The organism is Streptomyces sp. NPDC031265, from assembly GCF_055570295.1.
On record NZ_JBVIHM010000003.1, the window covers coordinates 164986 to 177660 of the forward strand.

General features: G+C 70.7%; 12 protein-coding genes and 1 pseudogene. 8 read left to right on the plus strand and 5 right to left on the minus strand.

What is annotated here, in order from left to right; genetic code table 11:
- Window positions 1-6 precede the first annotated feature (6 nt).
- The 6 genes from ACZ499_RS07265 to ACZ499_RS07290 all read left to right on the plus strand — a co-directional run bounded on the left by ACZ499_RS07265 (window position 7) and on the right by ACZ499_RS07290 (window position 5610).
- On the plus strand, window positions 7-354 hold the full coding sequence (locus tag ACZ499_RS07265; RefSeq protein ID WP_468673321.1) for a helix-turn-helix domain-containing protein: 348 nt from the start codon (window positions 7-9) through the stop codon (window positions 352-354).
- 157 nt (window positions 355-511) lie between these two features.
- On the plus strand, window positions 512-1036 hold the full coding sequence (uraD, locus tag ACZ499_RS07270; protein ID WP_468407546.1) for a 2-oxo-4-hydroxy-4-carboxy-5-ureidoimidazoline decarboxylase: 525 nt from the start codon (window positions 512-514) through the stop codon (window positions 1034-1036).
- On the plus strand, window positions 1036-1443 hold the full coding sequence (gene uraH / locus ACZ499_RS07275) for a hydroxyisourate hydrolase (RefSeq protein WP_468673124.1): 408 nt from the start codon (window positions 1036-1038) through the stop codon (window positions 1441-1443). Before uraD ends, uraH begins: the two co-directional genes overlap by 1 nt.
- A gap of 5 nt (window positions 1444-1448) precedes the next feature.
- Window positions 1449-2372 carry a factor-independent urate hydroxylase gene (gene pucL / locus ACZ499_RS07280; protein WP_468673125.1) on the plus strand — a complete coding sequence of 308 codons (924 nt, stop codon included), beginning with the start codon at window positions 1449-1451 and terminating at the stop codon, window positions 2370-2372.
- 140 nt (window positions 2373-2512) lie between these two features.
- Window positions 2513-3898 (plus strand): 8-oxoguanine deaminase, encoded by a 1386-nt coding sequence (locus ACZ499_RS07285; RefSeq protein WP_468673126.1) that lies wholly within the window; start codon window positions 2513-2515, stop codon window positions 3896-3898.
- A 308-nt stretch (window positions 3899-4206) separates the two neighbouring features.
- On the plus strand, window positions 4207-5610 hold the full coding sequence (locus ACZ499_RS07290; RefSeq protein ID WP_468673127.1) for a nucleobase:cation symporter-2 family protein: 1404 nt from the start codon (window positions 4207-4209) through the stop codon (window positions 5608-5610).
- A gap of 84 nt (window positions 5611-5694) precedes the next feature.
- Here the strand turns inward: ACZ499_RS07290 and ACZ499_RS07295 are convergent, their stop codons facing one another.
- Window positions 5695-6543: a chitosanase gene (locus ACZ499_RS07295; RefSeq protein ID WP_468673128.1), complete on the minus strand. Its 849-nt coding sequence runs from the start codon at window positions 6541-6543 to the stop codon at window positions 5695-5697.
- A 132-nt stretch (window positions 6544-6675) separates the two neighbouring features.
- Between ACZ499_RS07295 and ACZ499_RS07300 the strand changes: the two genes are divergently transcribed.
- Entirely contained in the window at window positions 6676-7293 is a 618-nt protein-coding gene (locus ACZ499_RS07300; RefSeq protein ID WP_468673129.1) for a TMEM175 family protein, read from the plus strand.
- On the opposite strand, the gene ACZ499_RS07305 is transcribed toward ACZ499_RS07300, so the two are convergent.
- Window positions 7265-7654, minus strand: coding sequence for an Lrp/AsnC family transcriptional regulator (locus ACZ499_RS07305; RefSeq protein WP_468673130.1), 390 nt, complete (start codon window positions 7652-7654; stop codon window positions 7265-7267). The two genes, ACZ499_RS07300 and ACZ499_RS07305, sit on opposite strands and share 29 nt — an antisense overlap.
- Window positions 7655-7828: 174 nt before the next feature.
- Window positions 7829-8425, minus strand: a complete 597-nt coding sequence (locus ACZ499_RS07310) for a TIGR03086 family metal-binding protein (RefSeq protein WP_468673131.1) — start codon at window positions 8423-8425, stop codon at window positions 7829-7831.
- A 153-nt stretch (window positions 8426-8578) separates the two neighbouring features.
- Between ACZ499_RS07310 and ACZ499_RS07315 the strand changes: the two are divergent.
- A pseudogene (locus ACZ499_RS07315) lies at window positions 8579-9541 on the plus strand (fibronectin type III domain-containing protein); the annotation flags it as partial.
- A 12-nt stretch (window positions 9542-9553) separates the two neighbouring features.
- Here the strand turns inward: ACZ499_RS07315 and ACZ499_RS07320 are convergent.
- On the minus strand, window positions 9554-10765 hold the full coding sequence (locus ACZ499_RS07320) for an FAD-dependent monooxygenase (protein ID WP_468673132.1): 1212 nt from the start codon (window positions 10763-10765) through the stop codon (window positions 9554-9556).
- An 80-nt stretch (window positions 10766-10845) separates the two neighbouring features.
- A complete protein-coding gene (aceB, locus tag ACZ499_RS07325) occupies window positions 10846-12465 on the minus strand; it encodes a malate synthase A (protein WP_468673133.1) in 1620 nt (539 codons plus the stop codon).
- Window positions 12466-12675 lie beyond the last annotated feature (210 nt).

The following is a 12675-nucleotide window of genomic DNA, read 5'->3' on the forward strand; positions in this document are numbered from 1 at the left end:
CTGGTCATGGCGGTCAAGCCGCTGGTGGACGCCATGGGGGCGGAGATGCTCGGGCCCGAGCAGGCCCAGCCCGACGACGTGGTGCTCAGCTGGGAGGGCGAGGACGTCATCGCCGTCCGGCTGCCGCAGCTGTCGGACTCCCTCGACCACATCCTGGCCGCCATGGAGCGCCGCCACGGCAGGCCGCTGGCCGAGCTCGACCGCAAGGCCAAGCAGTCGGTCGTACGGACCCTGGAATCGCGCGGAGCCTTCTCCGTACGCCATGGGGTGGAGACCGTCGCGTCCGCCCTCGGGGTGAGCCGGTTCACCGTGTACAACTACCTGAACAGGGAAAACGCCGCGAAAGGCGAGTGAGAACGACCGCCCGCGAGCTGTGCTCGCGCAGCCGCCGTCCGGATCCCCGGGCGGCGGCTTTTTGTTGCTCCAAGTTTTCAACAAAGTGTTGACGGGGTGTTTCCGAGGGCGTTAGCTATCCGCAGCCCGTACAGCACCAAGGCCACGGAGGCCGTTCGTGACTTCGACCTCGACGCCGGGCCTCGCCCGGTTCAACACCTCCGACGACAGCACGGCGCTCGCCGCGCTCCACGAGGTGTGCGCCAGCTCGGTATGGGCGAGCAAGCTGCTCGCCCGGCGCCCGTACGCCACCGCCGACGAGCTCTTCACCGCCGGCGACGCCGCCATGGCCGAGCTGACCGCGGCGGACCTCGAAGAGGCGATGGCCGGGCACGCGCCGATCGGGCGGCCGAAGCCGGGCGATCCGACCTCCGCCCGCGAGCAGCGGGGGATGGCCGGCGCCACGGAGGAGCTCAGGGCCGAGATGCTCGAACTCAACCTGGCCTACCAGGACAGGTTCGGCCATGTCTTCCTGATCTGCGCCACCGGGGCCACCGGTGAGCAGATGCGCGACGCGATGAAGGCCAGGATCGGCAACACCGCCGAGGCGGAGCGCGAGATCGTGCGCGCCGAACTCGGGAAGATCAACCGAATCCGGCTCACCCGTCTCGTGGAAACAGCAGAAGAAGAGGACAGGGACTGATGAGCGCTGTGAGTTCTGCGAACTCCGCTTCGGTGTCGACGCACATCCTGGACACCAGCATCGGGCGCCCCGCCGAGGGCGTCGCCATCTCGCTCGCCGCCCGCTCGGGCCGCGACGCCGGGTGGGTGGCGCTCGGCGGTTCCGCGACCGACGCGGACGGGCGCTGCAAGGACCTGCCGGCGCTGCCGGAGGGCACGACCCACGTACGGCTCGACTTCGAGGTCGAGCAGTACTTCGACAAGGACGACAAGAAGCAAGCCGAGGCGCAGCAGGACGCCCCCCGCGTAAGGGACAGCGGTGCGTTCTTCCCGGAGGTGGCGATCACGTTCGCCGTCGTGCCGGGCGAGCACTTCCACGTACCGCTGCTGCTCAACCCGTTCGGCTACTCCGTTTACCGAGGGAGCTAGCAGACATGCCCACGATTCTCGGCCAGAACCAGTACGGCAAAGCAGAGAACCGCGTCGTCAAGATCACGCGGGACGGCGACACCCACCACATCAAGGACCTGAACGTCTCGGTCGCCCTCTCCGGCGACATGGACGACGTCCACTACTCCGGCTCGAACGCGAACGTCCTGCCGACGGACACCACCAAGAACACGGTGTTCGCCTTCGCCAAGGAGCACGGCATCGAGTCCGCCGAGCAGTTCGGCATCCACCTCGCCCGTCACTTCGTGACGTCGCAGGAGCCGATCCACCGGGCGCGCATCCGCATCGAGGAGTACGCCTGGGAGCGGATCGCCACCTCCGACGCCAACTCCAAGTTCATCGGCTCGGACGAGGTACGCCACTCCTTCGCCCGCAAGGGCCAGGAGCTGCGCACCACCCAGATCACCTTCGACGGTGAGAACTGGGAGGTCATCTCCGGCCTCAAGGACCTCACGGTCATGAACTCCACCAACTCGGAGTTCTGGGGCTACGTCAAGGACGAGTACACGACGCTGAAGGAGGCGTACGACCGCATCCTGTGCACCGACGTCTCCGCCGCCTGGCGTTACCACTGGACCAGCGACGCGGACCGGATGCCCAACTGGGAGAAGTCGTACGAGCAGGCCAAGAAGCACATCCTGCAGGCCTTCGCCGAGACGTACTCCCTCTCCCTCCAGCAGACCCTGTACCAGATGGGTTCGCGGGTGATCAACAGCCGCAGCGAGATCGACGAGATCCGCTTCTCGCTGCCGAACAACCACCACTTCCTGGTCGACCTCGAACCGTTCGGGCTCAAGAACGACAACGAGGTCTACTTCGCGGCCGACCGCCCCTACGGTCTGATCGAGGCCACCATCCTGCGGGACGGCGTCGAGCCGCGGATCCCGGTCGACATGACCAACCTCTGACGCGGAGCTCCCCCGGACCCCGCCGCCCGGGGGCGCCTTCCCTCTCTCGGCACCCGTGGGCCGCCCGGCCCACGGCACTCAAATCCTCCAGGGTCCTGCCGTGCCCACTCGTTTTTTCAGTGAAAGAAAGAGGAAGCACGATGGCACCATCGGCAGTCCAGCGCATCGTCATCGAGAACTGCGCGATCGCGACCGTAGACGCCGACGACACCGAGTACGCCTCGGGTTACCTCGTCGTCGCCGGCAACACGATCGAGTCGATCGGCGCGGGCAGGGCCCCGGAGAGCCTTACGAGCGTGGTCCGCCGCATCGACGGCACCGGCCATCTGGTGACCCCCGGTCTGGTCAACACGCACCACCACTTCTACCAGTGGATCACGCGCGGCCTGGCCACCGACCACAACCTCTTCAACTGGCTCGTGGCGCTCTACCCCACCTGGGCGCGCATCGACGAGCAGATGGGCCGCGTCGCCGCGCAGGGCTCGCTCGCCATGATGGCCCGCGGCGGTGTCACCACCGCGATGGACCACCACTACGTCTACCCGCGGAACGCGGGCGACCTGTCCGGCGCGATCATCGGCGCCGCCTCCGAGATGGGCGTCCGCTTCACGCTGGCCCGCGGCTCCATGGACCGCAGCAAGAAGGACGGCGGTCTGCCGCCGGACTTCGCCGTCGAGACCCTGGAGGGCGCGCTCGCCGGGACCGAGGAGACCGTCGACCGGTTCCACGACGCCTCGTTCGGCGCGATGACCCAGGTCGCCGTCGCCCCCTGCTCGCCGTTCTCGGTCTCCACCGAACTCATGAAGCAGGGCGCGGAGCTGGCCCGCCGCAAGGGCGTACGGCTGCACACCCACGGCTCGGAGACCGTGGAGGAGGAGCAGTTCTGCAAGGAGCTGTTCGGCATGGGCCCCACCGACTACTTCGAGTCCACCGGCTGGCTCGGCCAGGACGTGTGGATGGCGCACTGCGTCCACATGAACGACTCGGACATCGCCGCGTTCGCCCGCACCGGCACCGGCGTGGCGCACTGCCCGTCCTCCAACGCGCGCCTCGCGGCGGGCATCGCCCGCGTCCCCGACATGCTGAAGGCGGGTGTCCCGGTCGGTCTCGGTGTCGACGGCACCGCCTCCAACGAGTCCGGCGAGCTCCACACCGAACTGCGCAACGCGCTCCTGATCAACCGCCTCGGCGCGCACCGCGAGGCCGCCCTCAACGCCCGCCAGGCGCTGCGGCTCGGTACGTACGGCGGCGCCCAGGTGCTCGGCCGCGCGGCCGAGATCGGCTCCCTCGAAGCGGGCAAGCTCGCCGACTTCGTGCTCTGGAAGCTCGACACCCTGGCCCACGCCTCCATCGCCGACCCGGTGGCCGCCCTGGTCTTCGGCGCCGCCGCCCCGGTGACGGCGTCGTTCGTCAACGGCAAGCAGATCGTCGAGGACAACCGCCTCCTCAACGTCGACGAGGACGCCATCGCCCGCGCCACGCGGGACGAGGCGCAGCGCCTCGCGCGGATCGCCGCGCAGGGCTGATCCCGGCCCGGGATTCCCGCCCAGGAGTCCGGCCGAGGGGGACGGCCCTCGGCCGGTCGCCGTGGACCCGAGCGGGGTCCGCGGCAGCCGCGCCCGGGGAGTGCGCACCACATGGACGTGTGCACTCCCCGGGACGGTGACCCGTGCCCACCCCCGCACGGGGCACCGCCGTTCCGCCGCACCCGTATTCCGTACGAGACCCTGCCGTACGGGATACGTAACACCGCCGCATCACGCACGCGTCACACTGCACCACCTCCCTGACACCCGCGTCACCGCCGACGCGTAACCGACCGGAGGAACCGCCCGTGGCTCCGCAGCCCAGGTTTCGCAACGATGCAGTCACTCCCGACCCCGCCAGTCAGAAGCACCCGGTCGACGAGACCCTGCCCCCACTGAGGATGTTCACCAGCGGCCTCCAGCACGTGGCCGCGATGTACGCGGGCGTGGTGGCCCCGCCCATGGTCGTCGGGCCCGCCGTAGGGCTCACCCCCCAGGAGACCGCGTTCCTGATCGGCGCGAGTCTCTTCACCGCCGGGCTCGCCACCCTGCTCCAGACCCTCGGGTTCTGGAAGGTCGGCGCCCGCCTGCCGTTCGTCAACGGGGTCTCGTTCGCCGGTGTCACCCCGATGATCGCCATCGGCAAGGACCGCGGCCACGAGGGCATGGCCGTCATCTTCGGGGCGGTGATCGTCGCCAGTGTGCTCGGCTTCGTGCTCGCCCCGTACTTCAGCAGGCTGCTCCGCTTCTTCCCGCCCGTGGTCACCGGCACCGTGATCACGCTGATAGGCGTCTCCCTGCTGCCGGTCGCCTTCCGCTGGGCGCAGGGCGGCAACTCGGCCGCCCACGACTACGGTTCGATGAAGAACATCGGCATGGCCGCGCTCACCCTGGTGATCGTGCTCGCGCTGCGCAGGCTGCTGCGCGGGTTCCTCCAGCAGATCGCCATCCTGCTCGGCCTGGTCGTCGGCACCCTGGTCGCCGTGCCGTTCGGCATGACCGGTCTGGACGCGATCCGCGGCGCGGACGCGGTCGGTTTCCCGACGCCGTTCCACTTCGGCGCCCCGCACTTCGAGGCCGCCGCCATCGTCTCCATGTGCATCGTGATGCTGGTCTGCATGACCGAGTCGACCGCCGACATGCTGGCGCTCGGCAAGATCGTCGGGCGGCCGGCCGACGAGCGGACCATCGAGGGCGGGCTGCGCGCCGACACCCTCGGCAGCGCGCTCAGCCCGCTCTTCAACGGCTTCATGGCCAGTGCCTTCGCGCAGAACATCGGCCTGGTCGCGATGACCAAGGTGCGCAGCCGCTTCGTGGTCGCCACCGGCGGCGGCATCCTCATCCTGCTGGGCCTGTGCCCGGTGGCCGCCTCAGTGATCGCGCTGGTGCCGCTGCCGGTGCTCGGCGGCGCGGGCATCGTGCTCTTCGGCTCGGTCGCGGCGAGCGGTATCCAGACGCTGGCCACGGCGGCCCTGGATCAGGGCGAGAACGCCCTGATCGTCGCGGCCGCGCTCGGCATAGGGCTGATCCCGATCGCCGCGCCCACCTTCTACGACGCCTTCCCGGAGAACGTCCGGGTGGTGCTCGACTCCGGCATCTCCACCGGCTGTGTGGTCGCGATCGTGCTCAACCTGGCCTTCAACCACCTTGGCAGGAAGGCGAGTTCGCAGAGCTCCGCCGTGCTTACGGAACCCGTGGTGGCCGCGCACTGAGCCCGCCGGACAGGCCCTGGCCCGCGCGAGCGGCGCGTACGACACCTACCCGTGCCGTACGTGCCGCTCTGGCGTCCGGCCGGATCAGCCGATGTGGTACGGGTCGCCGTAGACCTTCCAGTCAAGCGGCGTGTTCAGGTTGAGGTTGCCCTTCTTCAGGAACACCCGCTGCTCGGTGTCGACGCGGCTGGTGTCGCTGTGCGCCTCCTCCTGCTTCATCGCCCAGACGCGGGCGTCGAGGAAGGCGCCCAGGTACTTCGTCTCGTCGCCGCCCTGGGACGGCGGCTTCGCCTTGGCGAGCGCCTTCTTGCGGATGCTGCTGAAGCTGGTGGGGTCGGTGCCGTCGCCGTGCATGACGATGGCGTCGTAGTACATGAACTGTCCGAGCGTGCCCACTCCGTCGGCCTTGCCCTGCTTGACGGCGGGGTTGAAGTAGACCCGGTCCCGCTCGTCGTTCTGGGCGTTCTTGAAGGCGGTCTCCGAGGAGGCCGTCTTCCAGTCCTTGGTGAAGTTGGGGTCGAGCCCGGCGTGCGAGTCGCTCCCGTTCACCTTGCGCAGCGCGGGCAGGTACTTCTGGAGCACGTTCCCGGGCTCGCGGGCGGAGTAGAGCTCGACGAGGTCGAGCATGTCGCCGGTGCCGGAACAGAATCCGATGATGCCGGCGGTGTAGCCCCGGCCGTCGTCGATGTCCTCGATGTACTTGTACTGGGCCTTCCAGTTCAGTGAGGAGTTCTCCGCGCTGGAGACGAGCCCCATCGCTATTTCCTTCTTGGCCGGGTCGTCGAGCCCGGTCGCCGCTGCTGCCATGGGGGCATTGTGGCTGGTCGCGGCGGTGGCCGTGGCCGCGGGTACGGCGATCACGGCGGCGCCGAGCACGGCGGACGCGGTGATCCTGAGACGACGTGTGAGGGCGCTGTGGTGGGGGGTGAGCACCAGACCTCCTGAGGGGAGTTCGTCGTTCGCTGTTTTGTTAGGAAACTTTCCTACCACTGGCCGGGCGGAGGCGTACAGCCTTGTGTCACAAGGAAGTTGAAGAATCCGGCCGCGTCGGGTTCAGTTCACCCGGTGAATGAATCGAGCCGGGTCGAGGCGTTCAGCGACGGCGTTTTCGCCATCGCGATCACCCTCCTGATCCTGGAAATCAAGGTGCCCCCGCACGCGGGCGACCACCTCTGGAGCGATCTGGGCCACCAGTGGCCCTCGTACGCCGCCTATGTGGTGAGCTTCCTGGTCATCGGCATCATGTGGGTCAACCACCACACGCTCTTCAGCTACGTGGTACGTGTCGACCGCACGCTGATGTTCCTCAATCTGCTGCTGCTCATGACCGTCGCGGCGATCCCCTGGCCGGCAGGGCTGATGGCCGAATACCTCAGGGAGGACAACGCGTCACACGTGGCCGCCGCCGTCTACAGCGGGCTCATGGTCGTCGTGGCCCTCAACTTCCAGGCGCTGTGGTGGCATGTGACCCGGAGCGGCCATCTCTTCGACGACCGCGTCGACTCCGCGGCCGCCCGCGCCACCCGCGCCCGCTTCGCGCTCGGCTCGCTCGCCTATCCGGCGACCGTGCTGCTCGCGTTCGTCTCGGCGCCGCTGACGCTCGCCGCGCACGGGGTGCTCGCGGTGTACTACGGCTTCAACCAGCTCAAGATCCCTACGAAGGAGGCGCAGGAGGCCGGTTGAGGTGTCCCGGCCGCGAGGCCGCGGGCACGAGCGGGCCCGCGGCCTTCACCGTGCGCAGCACCGGGGCGGTCTCCAGGGTGCGGATCGCCTCGAACGCGCCGAGCCGGTGGGTGAGGTAGTGGTGCAGCGCCGCCGGGTCGGGGCAGAGGGCCTGGGCGACCAGGTTGCTCGGCCCGGTGGTCGCGGCGACGAAGGCGAGCTCGTCGTGGCGGGCGAGCTCCCGGGCCACCTCGTCGAGGTGCGCCGGGGTCACCGACATCCACAGCAGCGCCTGTGTGGTGGCGCCGAACAGCGTGCCGTCGATCTCCACGTCGAAGAACAGGGCCCGGTTCGCCCGGAGTTCGGCCAGCCGCCGTGCCACGGTCGCGGGCGACCAGCCGGTGGCGTCGGCGAGCTCGGGCCAACGGTGCCCGGCCGTCCCGCCGGCTCGTCAGCGTCTTCCTGGCCGCGGCGGACCCGGCCGACGGCGCCCAACGGGCTTTCTGGGCAGCCGGGTTGCTGCTTCTCGCGACGGCTGCGGCCGTGGCCGCCGGGCTCAGGCGGCCCAGCCCGGATCCCGCCCGCTGAGCCCGACCACCCGGTCGAGCAGCGGGGCCTCCTCCGGCACCTCGACGACCGGCCCGAACGCGGGGGCGCGCAGCGTGTCGTCCCGGCTCGCCTCGAAGAAGCCCTGGGTCACCTCCAGGCTCGCGGCGCCCGGGTCGTACGGCTGGCCGGTGGCCCGGGCCAGGTCCCATCCGTGGACGACGAGTTCGTTGAGCGCGACGACGCCGGCGATCGCGGCGGGGAAGGTGACGCCGCCCGCCTGGGTGTCCCCGTCCCAGGCGTCCGGCGCGCGCCACGCCTCGGCCAGCGCCGCCAGCCGCCCGGGCAGCCCGGTGCGCCAGCCATCGGGCAGCACGGGCGTGACGGACCCGGGGTCGGTGGCGGTCGAGGGTCCGAACTCCTTGCGGGCGGCCGAGTCGAAGGCGGCGGTGAGCCCGGCGATGTGGCCGAGGAGCTCGCGTACGGAGTACTTCGGGCAGGGCGTCGGCGCCCCGAGCTGCTCGTCCCGTACGCCGTCGAGCAGGCCGGCCACGGCGCGGGCGGCGGGGCCGAGGTCGGGCCGGGGGGTCTGTGTCTGGGTATCCATGACAGTGCAGACCGGCCCGGCGGCCGGAACTCATCGCATCCGGCGCAACTTCCTCTACGGGGACGGCGCGACCGGAGTCGTCCGCCCTCTTGCCGAGCGCCGCCACCTGTGCGATATAGGTCTGGACCATCTCGTAGGAGGGAGGGCCCGGCTGTGCGACGCCCCAGCGGATACGCCGTGTTGGTCTGCGCCGCCCTCTTCCTCGCCGCCTGCTCGGCCACCGCCGACGAGCGGGACGGACGGGCGCCGACGGTGCCGGGCGGGGTGACCGCGCAGGCGAGCAGTGCCGCCTCCGTGCACGTCATGTGGGAGGCGTCGGCCGACGACAGGGGTGTCACCGGGTACGAGGTCCTCCTGCGGGGCACCCGGATCAAGGCGGTGCCGGGCGAGAAGCACATGATCGACGTGGCCGGCCTCGCCCCGGCGACCGCCTACAGCTTCACCGTGCGCGCCCGCGACGCCGCCGGGAACCTCTCCGCCCCCAGCGCCCCCGTGGCCGTCACCACGCCCGCGCCCGGTCCCGCCGACCACGGCCCGCCCACCGCGCCGGGCGGGCTGCGGGGCCGGGCCGACGGGAGCCGCGCGGTGACGCTGAGCTGGCTGCGGGCCACCGACGACGTGGGCGTCACCTCGTACGACATCTACCAGGAGGACGTGCGGATCCACAGCGTCTGCGGCCGCGCGACCGGAGCCCGGGTCACCGGACTGCGGCCCGGGACCGTCTACACCTTCACCGTGCGGGCGCGCGACGCCGCCGACAACTCGTCGCCGGACAGCGCCGCCGTGGACCTCACCACGGCTTCGGCGCCGGGCGCGCCCGCCAGTACGGCGCCCACCGGGCTGGGTGCGCGCTACGGGAAGGCGGCGGGGGTGCCGACCGTCGAGCTGTCCTGGCACCCGCCGGCCACGGGCGGCCCGGTCACCTCGTACCAGCTCTTCCTCGACGGACGCCTCACCACCACGATCGTGTTCGGCGCGGCGCCGCCCCCGGGCCGGGCGTCGTACAGCCTCACCGTCTCGGCCGAGAAGCCGGGCACCCGCTACAGCGTCAAACTCCGCGCCCAGCTGCCCGACGGGAAGTGGGGCGACTTCTCGGCTCAGCGCACGGTCGTCATCGCGGCCCGGCGTCTACGAGTTGAGCCGGCGCCCGCCGAACGCGCCCGAGCCGTCGGCCTGTTGCCACCACTTCTCCAGGCCGCTCTGGTCCATCGCGCTCCAGTCCGGCGTCCGCTCCACGAGGCCGAGGCCGAGCTGTCGGCCCAGCTCGACCATGGACCGGCCGGTCGCCGCGCGGCCCGTGTCGTACGCGCTCAGCGCCGCCCGCCAGTCCGGTGCGGTGGTGAGGCACGTCTCCAGGGCGGTGGCGTCCTGGAGCGCCTTGACCGCGCCGCCGCCGGTGTGCGGGCGGGCCACCGTCGCCGCGTCGCCCGCGAGGACCAGCCGGCCGGTGGCGTAGTGCGGCGCGGTGAAGTCGTACATCGGCTGGACGAGGAGCTCCTCGGCGGTGGTCGTGCGCACCAACTGGCCCCAGTAGGGCGCGAGTCGAGTGTTCGCGATATGGGCGAGCCCGGCGTGCAGGGTCGCGGCGAGGGTGCCGGGCGGCAGGCTGGTCGGATTGTCGAAGCGCAGATCGAGGTCCGGCGGAGGGGCGGTGTACAGCACCCAGTTGACCCGCAGCCCGCCCCGGCCGTCGGGGATGCGGTAGATGATGACGTGCCCGCCGGGGAACACGGCGTACACACAGTCCTCGTCCGGCCACAGCTCCGGGGCCGGCAGCCGCTCGGCCGCGAAGGCGCCCCGCCAGGCCAGATAGCCCGCGTACTTCGGGCGCACCTCGGGGCACGCGGCCGTGCGCACCGCCGAGCGGTAGCCGTCGGCGCCGACCACCACGTCGAACCACTCACTGCCGCCGCCGGACCCGGTCGCCAGCTCCACGCCGTCCGGGGTGACCTCCACCGCGGTGACGGCCGTCCCGGACCGGAAGTCGGCCGACTCGGGCACCCGGTCGCGCAGTTCGTGCCACAGCGGGCCCCAGTTGTACGTACGGAAGGGGAACGGCAGCACCCCGATCCGCCGGCCCAGCGGCGCCGAGCCGTCCTTCACGTACCAGCACCGCCGGCTCAGCTGGAGCCACGGCATCGCGGCTTCCATGTAACCGGCCGCCTCCAGCTCCGCGTACCGGTCGTTGTGCATGGCGAGTCCCACGCCCCGGTCCGCGAGACGGCCCGAGGCCCGTTCGAACACGGTGACTTCCGCCGCGCCGCCCCGGTGTGCGGCCAGCGCCGCGGCACACCCGGCGATACTGCCGCCGACTACGGCGACCCTGCCTCCACGTAACATCCGCTCATTCTGGCAGGGCGGACCCGGCGCGGGGCCGGGGGCGAGGGATTCGCCCCGCCCCCGCGCGGAGTGACGTCGAGTCAGCCGACCAGCTGCTCGTACGCGGGCAGCGTCAGGAAGTCCGCGTAGTCCGCGTCGAGGGAGACCTTCAGGAGCAGGTCGTGGGCCTGCTGCCAGCGGCCTGCCGCGAAGGCCTCCTCGCCGATCTCGGCGCGGATGGCGGCCAGTTCCTCGGCCGCGACCTTGCGGGCGAGGTCGGCGGTGGCGAGCTCGCCGTTCTCGAACACCACACCCGCGTTGATCCACTGCCAGATCTGCGAGCGGGAGATCTCGGCGGTGGCCGCGTCCTCCATGAGGTTGAAGATGGCGACGGCGCCGAGGCCGCGCAGCCAGGCCTCGATGTAGCGGGTGCCGACCTGGACGGCGTTGCGCAGACCGTCGTAGGTGGGCTTGGCAGCGAGGGAGTCGATGGCGATCAGGTCGCCCGGCGCCACCGAGACGTCCTCGCGCAGCCGGTCCTTCTGGTTCGGCTTGTCGCCGAGGACCGCGTCGAAGGAGGCCATGGCGATCGGGACCAGATCCGGGTGGGCGACCCAGGAGCCGTCGAAGCCGTCGCCCGCCTCGCGGTCCTTGTCGGCCTTGACCTTCTCGAACGCGACCTTGTTGACCTCGGCGTCCTTGCGGGAGGGGATGAAGGCCGCCATGCCGCCGATGGCGTGCGCGCCGCGCTTGTGGCAGGTGCGGACGAGCAGTTCGGTGTACGCGCGCATGAACGGGGCCGTCATGGTCACCGCGTTGCGGTCCGGCAGGACGAACTCGGCGCCGCCGTCACGGAAGTTCTTGACGATGGAGAAGAGGTAGTCCCAGCGGCCCGCGTTGAGCCCGGCGGCGTGGTCGCGCAGCTCGTAGAGGATCTCCTCCATCTCGTACGCGGCCGTGATCGTCTCGATCAGGACGGTCGCGCGGACCGTGCCCTGCGGGATGCCGACGTAGTCCTGGGCGAAGACGAAGACGTCGTTCCAGAGGCGGGCCTCCAGGTACGACTCGGTCTTGGGGAGGTAGAAGTACGGGCCCTTGCCGAGCTCGATGAGGCGCTTGGCGTTGTGGAAGAAGTAGAGGCCGAAGTCGACCAGGGCGCCGGGGACCGGGCGGCCGTCGATGCGCAGGTGGCGCTCCTCCAGGTGCCAGCCGCGCGGGCGCATCACGACGGTGGCCAGCTGGTCGGCGTCCTTCAGCGCGTACGACTTGCCCGACTTCGGGTCGGTGAAGTCGATCCTGCGCTCGTACGCGTCGATCAGATTGAGCTGGCCCAGGACGACGTTCTCCCAGGTGGGGGCGGAGGCGTCCTCGAAGTCGGCGAGCCACACCCTCGCGCCCGAGTTCAGCGCGTTGATGGTCATCTTGCGGTCGGTCGGACCGGTGATCTCGACCCGGCGGTCGTTCAGCGCGGCCGGGGCCGGGGCGACCTTCCAGTCGCCCTCGCGCACGGCGGCCGTCTCGGGGCGGAAGTCGAGCGTGCAGGTGCGGGCGATCTCCTCGCGGCGTTCCCGGCGGCGGAGCAGAAGCTCGTCACGGCGGGGCGTGAACAGCCGGTGCAGCTCGGCCACGAAGGCGAGGGCCGCGTCGGTGAGCACCTCGTCCTGCCGGGGCAGGGGCTCGGCGTCGACGATGGCCAGCGGGGACGGCGCTGGTGCGGACATGTGCTGTCACTCCTTCGCGGGCGGTGCCCTGACCGGCCGCCGGGAGGCAGAAATGGCACTGAGTGCCAGGCCCCGGAATGCGACTGGGGGCGCCGTCTCAATCAATCGGGCGCTTCTGAACAGTGGATACTAGTTTCCTCATAGTGGAAGTTCAATGGTTTGTTGATATCGAGATTCTCCGGGTCGACAGACCGTGGCGCTCGGTGCCAT